Annotated in this window: 23 protein-coding genes; 18 read left to right on the top strand and 5 right to left on the bottom strand. The window is 47.3% G+C overall.

From position 1 onward, the window contains the following. Nucleotides 1-14 precede the first annotated feature (14 nt). The 12 genes from JWQ34_RS13370 (at nt 15) to JWQ34_RS13315 (ending at nt 6,995) form a co-directional block, all read left to right on the top strand. Nucleotides 15-272: a helix-turn-helix domain-containing protein gene (locus tag JWQ34_RS13370; protein WP_299357801.1), complete on the top strand. Its 258-nt coding sequence runs from the start codon at nt 15-17 to the stop codon at nt 270-272. Between the two features lie 7 nt (nt 273-279). Beyond that, nucleotides 280-594, top strand: coding sequence for a hypothetical protein (locus tag JWQ34_RS13365; RefSeq protein WP_299357800.1), 315 nt, complete (start codon nt 280-282; stop codon nt 592-594). Beyond that, a complete protein-coding gene (locus JWQ34_RS13360; protein ID WP_299357799.1) occupies nt 578-1,096 on the top strand; it encodes an ORF6N domain-containing protein in 519 nt (172 codons plus the stop codon). Before JWQ34_RS13365 ends, JWQ34_RS13360 begins: the two co-directional genes overlap by 17 nt. Before the next feature lie 226 nt (nt 1,097-1,322). Continuing rightward, on the top strand, nt 1,323-1,553 hold the full coding sequence (locus JWQ34_RS13355) for a helix-turn-helix domain-containing protein (protein ID WP_299357798.1): 231 nt from the start codon (nt 1,323-1,325) through the stop codon (nt 1,551-1,553). Beyond that, nucleotides 1,543-1,842: a helix-turn-helix domain-containing protein gene (locus JWQ34_RS13350; protein ID WP_299357797.1), complete on the top strand. Its 300-nt coding sequence runs from the start codon at nt 1,543-1,545 to the stop codon at nt 1,840-1,842. Before JWQ34_RS13355 ends, JWQ34_RS13350 begins: the two co-directional genes overlap by 11 nt. Beyond that, nucleotides 1,832-2,137 carry a hypothetical protein gene (locus JWQ34_RS13345; RefSeq protein ID WP_299357795.1) on the top strand — a complete coding sequence of 102 codons (306 nt, stop codon included), beginning with the start codon at nt 1,832-1,834 and terminating at the stop codon, nt 2,135-2,137. The genes JWQ34_RS13350 and JWQ34_RS13345 overlap by 11 nt, the downstream gene beginning before the upstream one ends. A 40-nt stretch (nt 2,138-2,177) precedes the next feature. Beyond that, nucleotides 2,178-2,783 (top strand): ParA family protein, encoded by a 606-nt coding sequence (locus JWQ34_RS13340; RefSeq protein WP_299357793.1) that lies wholly within the window; start codon nt 2,178-2,180, stop codon nt 2,781-2,783. Nucleotides 2,784-2,829: 46 nt separating this feature from the next. Further along, the gene (locus JWQ34_RS13335; protein ID WP_299357792.1) at nt 2,830-3,099 is read left to right on the top strand and encodes a hypothetical protein; all 270 of its coding nucleotides are present in this window, start codon (nt 2,830-2,832) and stop codon (nt 3,097-3,099) included. Between the two features lie 146 nt (nt 3,100-3,245). Continuing rightward, nucleotides 3,246-3,656 carry a plasmid mobilization relaxosome protein MobC gene (locus JWQ34_RS13330; protein WP_299357791.1) on the top strand — a complete coding sequence of 137 codons (411 nt, stop codon included), beginning with the start codon at nt 3,246-3,248 and terminating at the stop codon, nt 3,654-3,656. Continuing rightward, on the top strand, nt 3,623-4,831 hold the full coding sequence (locus JWQ34_RS13325) for a relaxase/mobilization nuclease domain-containing protein (RefSeq protein ID WP_299357790.1): 1,209 nt from the start codon (nt 3,623-3,625) through the stop codon (nt 4,829-4,831). Before JWQ34_RS13330 ends, JWQ34_RS13325 begins: the two co-directional genes overlap by 34 nt. 4 nt (nt 4,832-4,835) lie before the next feature. Beyond that, nucleotides 4,836-6,725, top strand: a complete 1,890-nt coding sequence (gene mobC / locus JWQ34_RS13320) for a conjugal transfer protein MobC (protein ID WP_299357789.1) — start codon at nt 4,836-4,838, stop codon at nt 6,723-6,725. Between the two features lie 3 nt (nt 6,726-6,728). Further along, nucleotides 6,729-6,995, top strand: coding sequence for a DNA-binding protein (locus JWQ34_RS13315; protein ID WP_299357788.1), 267 nt, complete (start codon nt 6,729-6,731; stop codon nt 6,993-6,995). On the opposite strand, the gene JWQ34_RS13310 is transcribed toward JWQ34_RS13315, so the two are convergent. From JWQ34_RS13310 to JWQ34_RS13300, 3 genes are read right to left on the bottom strand one after another with little or no spacing between them, the layout of a single operon-like run. Continuing rightward, nucleotides 6,996-10,193, bottom strand: coding sequence for an error-prone DNA polymerase (locus tag JWQ34_RS13310; protein WP_299357787.1), 3,198 nt, complete (start codon nt 10,191-10,193; stop codon nt 6,996-6,998). 1 nt (nt 10,194) lies between these two features. Beyond that, on the bottom strand, nt 10,195-11,691 hold the full coding sequence (locus JWQ34_RS13305; RefSeq protein ID WP_299357786.1) for a DNA polymerase Y family protein: 1,497 nt from the start codon (nt 11,689-11,691) through the stop codon (nt 10,195-10,197). Between the two features lie 3 nt (nt 11,692-11,694). Further along, a complete protein-coding gene (locus JWQ34_RS13300) occupies nt 11,695-12,417 on the bottom strand; it encodes an Error-prone repair protein ImuA (RefSeq protein WP_299357785.1) in 723 nt (240 codons plus the stop codon). Nucleotides 12,418-12,476: 59 nt separating this feature from the next. Between JWQ34_RS13300 and JWQ34_RS13295 the strand changes: the two genes are divergently transcribed. From JWQ34_RS13295 to JWQ34_RS13270, 6 genes are all read left to right on the top strand, one after another. Continuing rightward, nucleotides 12,477-12,722, top strand: coding sequence for a hypothetical protein (locus tag JWQ34_RS13295; protein ID WP_299357784.1), 246 nt, complete (start codon nt 12,477-12,479; stop codon nt 12,720-12,722). Next, nucleotides 12,710-13,318 carry an alpha-ketoglutarate-dependent dioxygenase AlkB gene (locus JWQ34_RS13290; RefSeq protein WP_299357783.1) on the top strand — a complete coding sequence of 203 codons (609 nt, stop codon included), beginning with the start codon at nt 12,710-12,712 and terminating at the stop codon, nt 13,316-13,318. Before JWQ34_RS13295 ends, JWQ34_RS13290 begins: the two co-directional genes overlap by 13 nt. Before the next feature lie 9 nt (nt 13,319-13,327). Next, complete coding sequence (locus JWQ34_RS13285; RefSeq protein ID WP_299357782.1) at nt 13,328-13,561, top strand: hypothetical protein; 234 nt, start codon at nt 13,328-13,330, stop codon at nt 13,559-13,561. Between the two features lie 81 nt (nt 13,562-13,642). Next, entirely contained in the window at nt 13,643-13,804 is a 162-nt protein-coding gene (locus JWQ34_RS13280) for a hypothetical protein (RefSeq protein WP_299357781.1), read from the top strand. Continuing rightward, nucleotides 13,804-13,989, top strand: coding sequence for a DUF3606 domain-containing protein (locus JWQ34_RS13275; protein WP_299357780.1), 186 nt, complete (start codon nt 13,804-13,806; stop codon nt 13,987-13,989). Before JWQ34_RS13280 ends, JWQ34_RS13275 begins: the two co-directional genes overlap by 1 nt. 30 nt (nt 13,990-14,019) lie before the next feature. Next, the gene (locus JWQ34_RS13270; protein ID WP_299357779.1) at nt 14,020-14,253 is read left to right on the top strand and encodes a hypothetical protein; all 234 of its coding nucleotides are present in this window, start codon (nt 14,020-14,022) and stop codon (nt 14,251-14,253) included. Nucleotides 14,254-14,300: 47 nt separating this feature from the next. On the opposite strand, the gene JWQ34_RS13265 is transcribed toward JWQ34_RS13270, so the two are convergent. Together JWQ34_RS13265 and JWQ34_RS13260 are read right to left on the bottom strand one after the other, a co-directional pair. Then, the gene (locus JWQ34_RS13265; protein ID WP_299357778.1) at nt 14,301-15,053 is read right to left on the bottom strand and encodes a DNA/RNA non-specific endonuclease; all 753 of its coding nucleotides are present in this window, start codon (nt 15,051-15,053) and stop codon (nt 14,301-14,303) included. A gap of 115 nt (nt 15,054-15,168) precedes the next feature. After that, nucleotides 15,169-15,444, bottom strand: a complete 276-nt coding sequence (locus JWQ34_RS13260; RefSeq protein WP_299357777.1) for a helix-turn-helix domain-containing protein — start codon at nt 15,442-15,444, stop codon at nt 15,169-15,171. Between the last annotated feature and the right edge of the window lie 10 nt (nt 15,445-15,454).

The following is a 15,454-nucleotide window of genomic DNA, read 5'->3' as shown; positions in this document are numbered from 1 at the left end:
AAACATTTAATACTATGGCAGCAGAAATTATCACTAAAGAGGACCTGGTCGAATTTGAAAGCCGGCTGTTGGAAACGATTAAGAAAATGATGGGGCATACCACCGACCAATCCCGAAAATGGTTGAGAAGCTCACAAGTTCGGAAAATGCTGAATATATCACCCAATACGCTCACCAGTCTAAGAGTAAACGGCATTATCAAGTTTACACGGGTAGGAGGCATTATGTATTATAATAACGACGACATTGAAAAAATGCTGGCCGGTAACTAAACAACCTATGAAACAACTCAATGCATTGGCCCGCTTTATGATCCAGGCGGCCAAAAATACGGAGGTATTGCCCACCCACATCAGCCTTTACCTGGCTTTATTTTGGAGCTGGAAACAAAATAATTTTTGTGAACCATTCCCGGTATATCGAAAGGACCTGATGGCATTAGCGCATATTAGTTCTATAGCTACTTATCATAAATGCATCAAAGACTTGAGTGGAATGGGGCATATTGGCTATATCCCGTCTTATAATTATTACCAGGGCAGCCTGATCTATTTAATTAATACAGACACAAAGAATAATGGAAACACTCATTAGCAATCAGGAAATCGCCGATAAAATTTATTTGATCAGAGGCATCAAGGTGATGTTGGACCGGGATCTGGCGGAGCTATACGGAACCATACCTAAACGTTTGCGGCAACAGGTCAAACGAAACTTAGAGCGTTTCCCGGAGCATTTCATGTTCCAGCTTACCGAAACGGAGGCGGACAGTATGGTATCGCAAAATGTGATACCTTCCCGGCAGTACCTGGGTGGTGCCTTGCCCCTTGTGTTTAGTGAATATGGTATCCTGATGTTAGCGAATATCATCAAAAGCCCGCAGGCTATCAATATGAGCATCAAGATCATCGAGGTTTTTGTGAAGTTCCGTGAAATGCTGATCACCCAAAAAGACCTGTTGCTCAAATTTGAACAACTGGAAAAACTGCTCATCCAGCACGATGATGATATTCAGGCGATATTCCAGACGCTCAAACAGCTCATCCGGCAAAAGAACGAACCCAGGGAGCCGGTCGGGTTTAAGTTAAAAGGATAGTTAAGGGGTCACAATTTGTGACCCCTTTCGTTTGAGGTCACAATTGGTGACCTCAAACAATTCTTAGATGTATAGAAATCTATAAAATTAGAGCTATAGATTTCTAATAAATATCACCTCCCTTAGCCACAGGTGTGTAAATCCAATTTACCAATCTCCTCAATTTTGGGTCATGGACAACAACACACTGGCGACGCAAAACGACATCGCCCAACTCAAAACAGAATTGACCAGAGAATTCAGGGGCCTTTTGCAAGAAGCCTTTGGTAATATGCCCGCCAAACGCTGGCTGAAATCGACCGACGTAAAAAAGATACTCGGCCTATCCCACGGTTTCCTGCAAGCCCTGCGGGATGACGGCACCTTGCCCTTCATCAGGATCGGCGGTGCAGTCTATTATGATTACCAGGATATCATCCAAATGATGGCTACCAATAAAAATACTTATGGATCGTAAATCACAAGCCCCAAGGCGCGACGAGCTGATCACCCTACAGGACCTTGCTGCATTTGGCGAAGAACTGATCGCGGAAATCAAGAAAATGCTTTTAGAGAACGCAGGGCGGTCAACCAGGCAATGGTTAAAAGCAGCCGAGGTCAAAAAGCTATTGCGCTTATCTGATGGTAAGTTAGCCTACCTGCGTGACCGGGGTATCATCCCGTTCACCAAACTCGGCGGGATCACTTATTATAACCTGAAGGAAATCGAAGACCTCATGCAATCCGATCAACTCCATGATACCTAAAAGAAAAGCCAAACGGTTTCAACCTCGGCCCAAGAAAGAAAAGAAGCCGGTGCGGTCCAACCAGCAAGGCTTTGGCTGGGAAATGCCGCCGGACTATATCCTGGTCGAGATCTATTTTGACCAGAAGGAAGCGGCCTCACAAGCGGCGTCCTTTTTCCGGTGGTATGAAAGTATCAACTGGACAGGCCCGCGCGGTGCGTCCTATAAAAACTGGAAGGTACTGGCTGCGGACTGGATCTTCAATTATCACCAGGAACTCAAACTGCAAAAACGGTTAAAATCTAATCATCTATAATTCTATAATTCTATAAATCTATACTTCTAATTTTCTAATCATGGCAAAGATCATCACCATCGCGCACCAAAAAGGCGGCGTCGGCAAAAGCACCCTCGCCTTAAACCTGGCTTTATGTTTCCGGGGCGAACTCAGCGTCGCTATCGTAGATACCGACTTGCAAGGCAGTCTATTTCATATCCGGGACGATTTCCCGGGTTTGCCTATCCTCATGCCCAATAAGGTCGAATACTTGCAGGAACTGGAGGAAGACCTCATCATTGTGGATACACCGCCGTACCTATCTGATCGGTTACCGGAATTGTTTTTTTACTCAGACTTTATTTTGATTCCAACCAAAGCCGGGTTCTTTGATGTCATGGCCATTCGATCAACGCTGGCGATGGTCAGAGAGGTACAACAAAGGGAATTTAACATTCGTTGCGGTGTGGTTTTAAATATGATCAAACCGCGCTCCGGCATCACCAAGGAAACGCTGGGCTTACTGGAGGTCATGGATGCGCCCATGCTAAACACCCGCATTCACGACCGGGTGAGTATCGCGCGTTCTTCCATGACTGGCGGCATTCTACAAACCGGCGACCAAAAAGCTATTGCGGAGATAACTTCGTTGGCCGAAGAAATCGTCAACCTGATAGCAATATAGAAAACTATAAATCTATCAATATATAAATCTAATAATCTATAAAGCTATGACCAATTATCAAGATAAACTTGGCGGCCTGGCCAACAAACTCAAGACTGCGCCAACACAGCCGCCCATACAAAAAGTGCAGCCTGTCAAGCCACTGGCACCCGATAAAAGCACGGAAGTACAGTTCAATAACTGGATACCCAAGACGCTGTTAAAACAGCTCAAAACCTTTTGCATCGAACACGAGCAATCGTTAAAAGAATTAAATATCCAGGCGCTTAAACTTTATCTAAAAAGTAAACAACCAAACACTAAAAATACCGAATAGACACCAACAGCAGGATAAAACCGCCCGCTTCGCAGCAGTCAGCAAGATGTACGTTTGTCATACAAACGCATCTTGCCCCGGCTCCCGGGGATGACCTGGCCAGCCGTAAAAACGCTCCGAAGTCGCATTTTTCAAAGACACCGCCCATGGAAAAACAGGAAGAAAACCGCAGCCGCCGATTGATCGTCCGCTTTAAACCGGCCGAGTTTCAACTGATTGAGAAGCGTTTCAAAAAAACCTTATTCCGCAAGCTCAGCGAGTACAGTCGGAAGGTATTGCTTGAAAAAAGCATCACGGTCAGCTACCGGGATAAAGCCATGGATGATGTGCTGGAAGAACTCATTTTGTTAAGGCGAGAGTTAAACGCCATCGGTAATAATTTGAACCAGGCTGTCTACCAGATCAATGCCGCGCATGGCAATGCCGATGGCCGGTTATGGGCCAATTTGCTGAGCGTCGTCACCAGTAAGGTTGAACCATCCATCAACCACATCAAGGAACGCATGAACCAATACGCCGAAATATGGTCGCAAAAATTAAGAGCGGCAAAAGCCTGATAGGCGCGCTCAATTATAACGAGAACAAAGTGAAACAGGGCAAAGCGCAATTGATCGACGCGGTGGGGTACCATAAAGATTTGCCCGATCTCAACTTTTATGATAAGCTGTTGCGGCTGACCGACCTGGCGCAAAGAAACGAACGCACCAAGACCAATACCGTGCATATCTCGCTCAATTTTCCTAACGGCGAAACGCTGCCGATCGAAACTCTACAGGCTATTACCAGAGATTACATGGTAGGCATCGGTTTTGAAAACCAACCTTACCTGGTTTACCGTCACAGCGATGCCGGGCACCCGCATATCCATATCGTCACCACCAATATTAAGCGCGACGGCGAGCGGATCAGCCTGCATTATTTGGGGCAAAACCAATCGGAGAAAGCCCGCAAGGCCATTGAGATCAAATACAAACTGGTCAAAGCCGAAGAACAGCCCAAGCAAAAACCGAATTTAAAAGCCGATGTCGAAGCGGCTGACTATGGCCAGGCCGAAACCAAACGGGTGATCACTAATATCCTGGGTTTTACCTTACGTGCTTATAAATTTACCAGCGTACCTGAATTGAATGCCGTTTTGCAGCAATACAATATTCAAGCTGACCGGGGTTCCAAAGATTCGCGGATGTATGCCCGTGCTGGCTTGGTCTATTGGATACTGGATAAACAGGGCAACAAAACCGGTGTCCAGATCAAAGCCAGCAGCATCTACGGCAAGCCCACGCTAAAAACGCTTGAAGAAAAATTCAAGCTCAACGAGCAATTGCGTAAACCCCACAAAGCCGGCCTAATCCTAAAGATTGATGAAGTACTGGCTAAGCCGCAAACCAAACGCAGTTTTATCAAAGCATTGGCCGAGCAGCAGATCAAAGTCATTCTCCGGCAGAATGACGAGGGCCGAATCTATGGTGTGACTTTTATTGACCAGCAAAACAAAACCGTGTTTAACGGCAGTGACCTGGGCAAAGCCTATAGTGCCAACCTGCTCAGTGCCAAACTCCTGCCAGATCCGCAAACGGCCGCTTACAACCAAAATACAACGACCAACAATGTGGAAACGGAAAAAGGTAATGACCTGCTCGATATCTTACTGGCACCTGACCAGGAAGATATGGGTGCTTTGAATAAAATCAAGCGCGAAAGCAAAAAGAAACGCAAAGGATTAAATCTATAACACAATGCAAACCGGAGAAAACGAACAAGCCCTGAGAAAGATCATCGATTTTACGCGACTATTAAGCATCTCGGTGCTCCTTATTCACTTTTATCTCAGTTGCTATCCTGCCTTTCAGCAACTCAGACTTACACACAAAATCGTAGATCACGTTCTATTGCCGTTGTCTAAAATGGCGATTTTTAAAACAACCATAATGGCCAAACTCAGCGCGCTGGCTTTACTCATTGTGTCACTTATCGGTTCCAAAGGAAAGCGGGATGATAAGATCAGGCCCAAAACTATTGTGACCTATTGTACTACTGGCTTACTCATTTATTTCTTCAGCAGCTACCTGTCTGGCTGGTTATACATCGGTGCGACATCATTTGGCTTCTTATTGTTTATGACCGGCGGTGGCTTACTCTTTAGGATGTTAAAACTCAAATTAGGCGGTGATATCTTCAATAAAGAGAACGAAACCTTTCCACAGGAAGAACGCCAGCTCGAAAATGAATATTCCATTAACCTGCCGGCGAAGTACCAGTTAAAAGGGAAGGAGCGGAGCAGTTGGATCAATGTGATCAACCCCTTTCGCGGCACACTGGTCGGCGGCAGCCCGGGCGCGGGTAAGTCGTATTTCGTTATCCGGCATATCATCACCCAGCATATTGCCAAGGGCTTCAGTATGCTGATCTATGACTTCAAATATGATGACCTCAGCAAGATCGCTTATAATGCTTTGTTAAAACATGGCGGCAGGTCTTTCTATGTGATCAACTTCGAAAAAATTATGCACCGCAGCAACCCGCTGGAGCCGCAAACCATGACTGACATCACCGATGCCATCGAATCCAGCCGGACGGTCATGCTCGGCCTGAACCGGGAATGGATCAAAAAACAAGGCGATTTCTTCGTGGAATCGCCCATTAATTTCGTTACCGCGCTGATCTGGTTCCTAAAAAAATATGAGGGCGGACGCTATTGCACATTGCCGCATGTAATTGAACTTTCATTGGTAGATTATAAAGACCTGTTCGCCGTATTGACCAGTGAACCGGAAATTGAAGTTTTGATCAATCCTTTCATCTCGGCCTGGAAGAATGAAGCCTACGAACAATTGGAAGGACAGATTGCCAGTGCTAAAATAAGCTTAGCCCGATTGTCTTCGCCGCAGCTTTATTACGTATTAAGTGGCAACGATTTTTCGCTGGACATCAATAATCCTCTTAATCCCAAAGTAGTCTGCCTGGCCAATAATCCGCAAAAATCTCAGGTTTACGGGGCGGTGTTATCACTCTATGTTAACCGCATCAATAAATTAGTGAACAGGAAAAATCAGCAAAAATGCAGCCTGATCTTTGACGAGTTTCCAACCATTTATTTTAATGGCATTGATAACCTGATCGCCACGGCACGTTCCAATAAAGTAGCAGTAACATTGGCGGTGCAGGATAACAGCCAGCTCAAAAAGGATTACGGACGTGACCAGGCAGAGGTCATCATGAATATCGTCGGTAATATTATTTGCGGGCAGGTTACCGGCGATACGGCTAAACAATTATCGGAGCGTTTTGGTAAGATCAACCAGGTCAAAGAAAGCGTCTCTATCAATAGCAGTGACACTTCGGTCAGCAAATCCACACAATTAGATTATGCTATACCCGCATCCAAAATAGCCGGGCTATCCTCCGGTGAGTTTGTCGGTATGGTCGCCGATGACCCCACCAATAAGATCGAGCTCAAAACCTTTCATTGCCAAATACAAAATGACCATCAAGCTATTAAACAAGAGGAAGCAACCTACCAGGATATACCCGCCGCGCGAAACGTCAGCGCAAACGAAGTGCTGATAAACTACCAGCGGATCAAGGCGGATGTCAAAAATTTAGTCGAAAGCATTGTAATGAATTAGTATATGAATGTGATCTGTATGGAAGAAAATGCGTTTTACGAACTGATAGAAACGGTCGTTAAGCGCTTGCAGGAAAAACAAGTCCAGGATAAGCTTTGGATCTCCGGTGAGGAGGTAATGAAATTGCTCCATATCAAAAGCAAAAGCACCCTGCAAATATTACGGGATACCGGTGAAATAAGATATAGTCAATACGGCACCAGGATCATCCTTTACGAAAAAGCCTCGGCATTGGAATTTTTAGAACGCTATGCCTGTGAGACCTTCTGATCAATGAAAATTCCGCCCTTTGTGGAAAGCTCCTTCGGCGGAAACCGCCGGACCTGACCGCCCGTCATAATTTACGGGTTGGGTGGTTTCATCGCCGCGCATTAAAGTTTGCGGCAAATCGGTTTGAGTCAGGCTGCGCAACAAGGCGCTCATATTAAAACATTGACGAACGACCAAGTGCGTGACCCCATTGGCGATCTGTAATTTGCCCGATACCATCAGTAGTTTGGATTGCACGATCTCTTTGCGGTACTTGTCAAACAGTTGTTGCCAGACCACGAGATTAGCCGACCCTGTTTCATCTTCCAGGGTCATAAATAAAACGCCTTTGGCGGTACCGGGGCGCTGGCGCACGGTAATGAGGCCCGCCAGGCGCACAAAGTCGCCGTCCTTATATTTTGCCAGGTCGCTGACCCGGACATTTCGTAAACGGTTCAATTGGGGTCGTACTAAGCCAACGGGATGATCCTTGAGCGAAAGCCCGGTCGATACATAATCCTGTACTACATGCTCACCACGGGTCATCAGCGGCAAGGGTACCGTATCTTCCAGCACCGTTTCGGAAACCTGCCCGTCAAATAAACCAATAGGCCGGTCAGCCAAAGCCGAAACCTCCCAAAGCGCCATCCGGCGGTCAGTGCCCATGGAACGGAAGGCATCGGCATCCGCTAATTTTTCCAAAGCCGCTTCAGGTACGCCTACGGTACGCAGTTGATCCACATGAATGTATCCTTTATCGCGCATCGTCACCAACGTGAGCATATCTTCTTCCCGCAAGCCTTTAACTTGTCTAAAACCTAAACGAACCGCGTAATATTTTCCGCCCTTTTTTTCCAGCGTATTATCCCATTCGGAATAGTTCACATCAGGGGGTAAGACCTGTACATCATGGTTGCGTGCGTCTTGTACAATTTGTGCAGGTTGGTAAAAGCCCATAGGCTGGCTGTTCAGCAGTGCGGCGCAGAAAATATCCGGGTAATGGCATTTGAGCCAGGAGGAGATATAAACGAGTAATGCAAATGAAGCGGCATGGCTCTCCGGAAAACCATAACCCTCAAAGCCCTGCAACTGTTTAAACACCCGCCGCGAAAAGTCTTCTTCATAACCCCGCGCCATCATACCATCGACCATTTTCTTTTCGTACATATGCAGCTTGCCATTGGCCTTAAAGGAAGCCATGCTCCGGCGCAACTGGTCAGCTTCGCCCGGTGTAAAACCAGCAGCCACGATGGCGATCTCCATCGCTTGTTCTTGAAACAGCGGGACACCAAGCGTACGGCTCAGTATTTCCTTTAGTTCTTCTTTAGGATATTCCGGGGCTTCCAGTCCATCACGCCGCCGCAAATAGGGGTGTACCATATCGCCTTGTATCGGACCGGGCCGGACAATCGCCACCTCGATCACCAGGTCATAAAAACAGCGGGGCTTCAGCCGCGGGAGCATGGACATTTGCGCCCGGCTCTCGATCTGGAACACCCCGATCGTATCGGCTTTACAGATCATATCATAAACTAATTCGTCATCCTGCGGCACATTAGCCAAGGTTAGTTTGCGTCCGTAATGTTCCCAAGCCAGGTCAAAAGCCTTGCGGATCATGGTCAGCATACCCAAGCCCAATACATCTACTTTCAGGATCTTCAGATCTTCCAGGTCATCTTTGTTCCATTCCACCTGCGTCCGGTTTTCCATGGTGGCATTCATCACCGGGCATAGATCAGATAGCTGGCCTTCGGTGATCACAAAACCTCCGGTGTGTTGACCAAGCTGGCGCGGGAAACCGATGAGTTCACTCGTTAGTTGTAATACTTTCAATATCAGTGGGTCTTTAGGGTTCAAGCCCTGTTCGCGCAAGTGGTTTTCATCAAAGCCTTCTTCGCGGAAACTCCAGATCGTTCCGCCGATCCGTTTAATGGTATCTTCCGACAAGCCCATCGCTTTGCCCACATCACGGATAGCACCCTTGTGTTGTTCCTGCATTACAGTAGCGACAATAGCGGCGCGGTCACGGCCGTAATCATTATAAATAAACTGGATAATTTCTTCCCGGCGTTCATGCTCAAAATCCACGTCGATATCGGGCCATTCATCCCGCGCGTCCGACATGAAACGGGAAAACAGCAAACGCGATTTAGCGGGGTTAACGGCAGTGATACCTAAACAAAAACAAACGGTAGAGTTCGCTGCTGAACCGCGTCCCTGGTGTAGGATGCCCAATTCTTCTGCTTTTTGGGTATAATGGTAAACCCGCAGGAAATACCAGGCCAGCCTGCGTTTTTCGATAAAAGCCAGTTCAAATTCGATCTGTTTCCGTTGCTTTTCCGGCACCGGGTTGCCAAACCAAACTTTCGCGCCGGCCCAGGTCAGTTGCGTTAACCGCTCTTGTGTGGTCAGGCCGTCAACCAATACTTCTTCCGGCTCTAAATATTTGAGTTCATCCAATGAAAACGTACAAGCCTCCGCGATCGCTTGTGTATTGGCGATAGCCTGGGGGTATTTTCTAAATAAGCGTTCAATTTCTGACAGCTCTTTTAAATGACGTTCGACGTTGGGGTGCAAATGATAACCTGCAATATGTATGGTACATTTCTCGCGGATGCAGGTTAATACATCCTGCAATTCCCGGCGTGAGGGCTGGTGGTAATGAACATCACCCGTAGCAACCAAAGGAACACCAGTTTCGGCCAACCGGAACAGCCGCTTGGCATCCTGGCCCTGGTAATTAAAAGAAGCGGCTACATATAAAGCTTTCCCAAAATGATGTCGGTACTCTTTTAGGTCACCTAAAAAATCAGCACTAAATTCAAACCGGCTATTTAATTTTTCGGGCGCAACGGAGACAAACAAAATGCCCTCCGCATAGTCATAAACATCTTTTTTATAAAGTTCACATTTTCCTTTTTCGGTGCGCCTGTTACCCAAAGTCAGTAATGCCGATAATCGCCCGTAAGCTTCAATATCAGTAGGGTAGGCTAACAAACTGGTGCCATCCATTAAGTCCAAACGACAGGCCGGGATAAACTGAATGCCCGCAGCTTTAGCGGCCATGTGCGCACGAACGATTCCGGCAAAAGAATTGCGGTCGGTTACCGCAATAGCGGAATAACCCAATGCCGCTGCCTGCTCCGCAAGTTCGTGGGGATGCGAGCCGCCGCGCAGGAAGCTAAAATTAGAGGTGGCTTGTAACTCCGTGTATTTCATATCAGGCAAAATAACCGTGCAAATACCATTGCGCATCACCACCATCGTAATGCCCCGAACGGAACACCCAGTAACGGCAGCCTTCGCTATCTTCCACTACATAATAATCCCGGTGTTGTCCGCTGTCCTGCCACCACTCCCGCCCGATACGTTCCGGGCCATCGGCTTTGGCAATCGTATGCCGCTTACCTTTATGCACAAATAATTTGGGCGGATGATCAGGCACTAACGCCATTACTTCAATACTTTCGGGTTCATTTAACAAGCGCATCGGCCGCGGCAATTCCGGCCAGGCGGTTTGCGGCTGTTCGGTCAGTGAACCAGCCAGTTTAATGGAGCGTTCCGGCCAGTGATGCTCGGCAGGTAAAAAACGTTGGATCGCAGCAGCACCCACTTTACCCGCGATACGATCCAGCAACTCGGCAAGCGAGGTATCACCTAATCCTTTGGACTCCGCCCAAAGCTGTTCCTGCACCACATCCATTTCTTCGGTACGCGAAGCCTCCATGACAAATAGTTCAATGCCCAATGCCGGTTCGATCTTGTCAATTTGTAGTTTAAACAAACGCAGGAGGTGCGAAACGCTATGCGACCCTTTGGTCGTGGTAATGCCAACCTGTACTTTACGGCCATCAATCCTATGACATTTTAATACGGCTTTGCGAACACCTAAGCCATCGGCCTGCAGGCGCAGGCAAAGCATTTCAAGTAATTTTTCAATAGCGATCTCAATACCCGGTACGGTTCGGATAGGCTCTAAGGACGGCAGGCGTTCCGTATACGGTACGAGCGGCACTAAGGCTTCAAGATATTCTTCTACACGGCCTAATGCCTGGTCAATACGTAAGAGTAGACCGGTGCCAAAACGCCGCCGCAGGCTTTGCGGCGCAATATCCAGTAGCGGTCCGATATTCCGAAAGCCCAGTTTTTGCAGTTTGTCTAAAATATCCGGTTCCAGTCGTAAAGCCGCTGGCGGCAATCCTGCAATTGCAATAGCCTGAGCACCCGAGGCAATGATGGGTCGTTTTTGGGCAAAGCGGGCCACAGCCCAGGCCGTGCCCGGTGTATCCGCAATCGCCGCACGGGCATCAAAGCCCGCCGCCCTTAATTTCAGAACAATTTCTTTTAGGTATTCCCGCTCACCACCCCATAAATGCGTACAACCGGAAATATCCAGCATCAGCCCATCCGGCAAGTTCAGCGCCACTATAGGCGTATAACGAATACAACCCAAACCGATCAACCGCAATAGTTTTGCAGCTTGGCCGGGCACGTCATCAATAGCCAACAGTTCAGGAACCGCCGCCCGTGCATCGGCCACCGCCATATTAACAAACGCTCCCTCTCGTTCTGCTGCCGCACTTGCAGCGGTAATGACGATACGGTTTTTAACCGGTGCAGCCAATACAAAAGGCAGGTCTTTCAGTTCGGGCCGCCGCCGCGCCAGCCCGTCCGTCAGCAGGTGCCGGAACCAGATCGCCATAAAACGTTTCTGCATCGCTCAACCTACCTGCCTTTCTTCGCTAATCGTTATTTCTTCAGTCGGAACAAAATACCCGTCCTGCCATTCTAAAGTCCAGCTTCCCGTATGTCCATTCCGCACTTTGAGTAAATCCACCTGCCATCTTAAAAATCCTAATCCGGGCAAACCGTTCATTTCGGTACTTGGCAAAGACTTTACCTGCCAACGGGCCGCGCAGGCCGTCGAACTCAATTTATCCTTAGCGTTCCGCAACACAAAGCCTGTTACTCTGCTATTTTCAACCGCTAACTGAAAACGCCGCGATTGCTTGAAATCCATTTCCCTCAACTCACAAACCACAGCGGTAAGGCCCGAACATTTTAGCGCTTCCTCCATCACCCACAGGGTGTCTTTATCTTTATGTAAACTGATAAATATCACCTGGTGCGGAGCAACTCCAAAAGCTGCCAGCGCAGGCGCGAATAGCCGCCTTGCGCGCCCGATCCACACACAAACACCGCCTTTTTGTAGTAGCGTAGATAAAATACCGGTTACCAATCCCCCCGAAGCCGCTGCCTGCTCACTACTGGAGCAAACCAGTTCATGTACACTATGCTGCGGAAACACGCCATTAGGGAAAGCTGATTCTAAGGGCCCCAAACCTAAAACGCCCCGTGTACCCGATGAGGGCGGCTTATAGCCTTCCCATTGCAAAATATTCTTTTGCAGCTTCTCGATCAGTTCTCTATTCGCAACGGCCATGACAACAAAGTTATGCTAATATTTTTAGCATTTCGTAAATTATTTTTACATTTGTTTTGATGAACGCCTGGTTAAAAAGAAAAAGCGGCCCTGATGAAGTCGTAAGTGTTATTCCGGATATGGATTGCAAGGATGCAGCGCTAGTTTATGATTTGTATTCGGCTTATGAAATGGATTATTTGGGCCGGATCTTGTTTGATGACCAGGGTTACTGGATCTATGACGGTGAGGTCTTGACCGTCGCAGAACAGGAGCAGTTGGGCAAGTTCATTCAGCATAATATAGAGGTTTTATGGAGCAGTTGAGTTTTTTCGCGGAAGCAGGACAAAGCAAGGGATTACCTACAGCGTTATTGGAATACCGCCCTAGCTTTATCAACGCCGTTGAAAGCGATGCATTGCTGGCTAAATTTATCGCGGAATCGCCGTGGAAGCAAAGTACGCAGAAGATGTGGGATAAGGAATACCTGACGCCGCGTTTAACTTCCTGGCATGGGGATATAGGTACCGATTATTCGGTATCGGGTAAGATTTCTAATCCAAATCCATGGACACCCGAACTCTTGTATATTAAATCATTGGTTGAGCCGTTGGCGGGCATTACTTTTAATAGTGTATTACTTAATTATTATCGCGATGGCAATGATTCGGTGGCCTGGCATAGTGATCGGGAAAGTGTACTGGGTAAAAATCCCGTTATCGCTTCAGTGAGTTTTGGGCAGGTGCGCAGTTTTGACATCCGGAACAAAGCAAATCATAGCGAACATTACTCGGTTAAACTGGAGCATGGTTCGTTCCTGCTAATGAAAGCCGGCTTACAGGAACATTGGGAACATCGTATCGCTAAATCAATTAAACCAATGAAGGCCCGCATCAATCTAACTTTTAGAGTTGTTATCTGATATTTTAATATGAACGAGCCATTTAATTTACCCATAATTTATCAGGGCGAGGAACAGGACTTAAAAGCACGTTTCGAGCGTTGGGGCTATACCCACCGTATCGCGGTGCTGATCGGCGAAACCACGGTGACTTTTGAACCGGATGAAGAAGGCGGTTACCGCGCCTTAGCGACCCAGCCAGTGGATACACATTTGTTAAGCATTGTAGCGGAAAAACTCGCTAAGCTTAGCGAAAGTAATTAGTTCTAGTTGTTTTTAAATAATAGTACTATGACGAAGCATTATTTAGCGCAAACAAAACTCACTATTTGAGCTTATAACGACATGGAAAAGAAAGTAAAAAGGAAACGGCTAGTTCCGGTACCTTTAAATGACGGGACGAACACGCCGGTTCCCGATAAAATCCCAACAGAACCAGCTTCGGCCAGTGAGGAAGCTTTATTAAGACAGGCCAATAACCCGCTGGGCGATCCCCATAAAATTTAATGGAAGTTAAAAGAAAAGGCCTGGTCGCTGATACGCGCAGCGTAGATACCAGTGATGACTATGCGGTTGAATACTGGACGCAGGAACTCAATACCACAAAAGTTAAATTACTGGCGGCCGTGGCGGAAGCCGGAGATTCCTTTGAAGCGGTCAAAAGACAATTGAAGAAGCCGGCAAATGTTTAAATAAGTTGCTTAAATTTGGGTATGCTGACGATGGAAGAATACGACGCGCTGGATGACGCTGAGAAAGCGGGCGTCATTTTGCAGGGCGAATTTTTGGCCGACAGGGAGGAAAACGGCCTCATGGTGCAGTTGTACCGTGTCGGCTGTTTTTACGGGGAGTTGTATTATGATCCTTTGGCTAATAAGATATTGCGCTGGCGGGCTTTCGAGGACACCCGTCAATTAGGGCCTTATCTGGCACATATTCGTTTTAACGCCCGTTAAGTACTGAAGGGACTGCTGAGATCAAAGGACATTTTTTATTTATTAGTTTATTCTTTAAAAATCGCCATCGGGTCGAAGCCCAGATTGGCCACCAATTGTTCATGGCTCACTTTGCGCTTGGGCAACAATGCCCGTTTTTCGGTTGGCAAGTTAGGCATCCAGTAACAAAGCAACTCATTATTATATTTAATGATCTTATAGTAATGGCTGGGCATCGTAACCGTAACCTTGTTTTTAGTATAGGTCCGTTGATTACCGTAGGTACCGCACCAGATGCGAACGCTGTCCGTTTGATCGGTCAGTTTACGGCATAGTTCTTCGGTCGCGATCTCCGTGCCGATGTTCTGCCCCTGGTATTCCATCCCGGCGTTAAAAGTATAGGTGTCGGATAAAATAGCGCCGTTAATATCATAAGCCAGTAAGATCCAGGCCTGGCAATGTCCCTTAGCGATCATAGCTGGTGATTCCACATTGGCCTGCTTATATACTTTGGTTTCATCAGGCTGACCATAAGCCGAATGCCAGGCGGCATAAATACCGGTCCGCGGCACCTGGGCATTTTCCTGTTCCAGCCGATGGGCTTTGGTATAAACATAATAAGTGACCAGCGGCATATGCTTCGCCGTATCCGCGATGGATTTATAATAGGGATTGACCCAAAGTTTACAAGCCGGGCAGAAATCTGATTTTAAGGTGGGGTATTGCTGGTAAAGCGCTTTGACATAAGCGGCATTGATCGTTTGCGCGCTAAGCGTGGTGGCAAAAACGCCAAGCGATAAGAGAATTATTATCTGTTTCATCAGGAAATGCTAAGGTCCCTAAAGATAAATAAAAGTCCCCAAACACTCGCTGCCGGGGACTTTCAACCTAAACCTTATCACAAGGCGGATCGAACCGCCAAAAGATGGCGCTAAATTAATGTTTTCCGCCCAGCTTTACCCATTTTCTGAGTTCGTCCTTGTCGAAGTACAGCCGCCTACCGGGTTTGCTGAAGGGAATCTCGCCACGGCTGACCTTGGTGTACAAGGCTCCAGGGCTGGTCTTCAAAAACGCAGCGGCTTCGGTGATGTTCATCACCGTATCTTCTTCCGGTCTTACCTGTAGCTCCCGCAACAGGAACTCGATGTGCTCCACCTTCTCAAAAAGCTGGCGGATAACTTCCGGGAGTTGGTCAAAGCCAAACGGTTCCATAGGCACTTTA

This window comes from Mucilaginibacter sp. (assembly GCF_028288185.1).
Lineage (GTDB): Bacteria > Bacteroidota > Bacteroidia > Sphingobacteriales > Sphingobacteriaceae > Mucilaginibacter.
The sequence above is the reverse complement of the archived record's forward strand: the minus strand, read 5'-3'. Positions and strand labels throughout refer to the sequence as shown.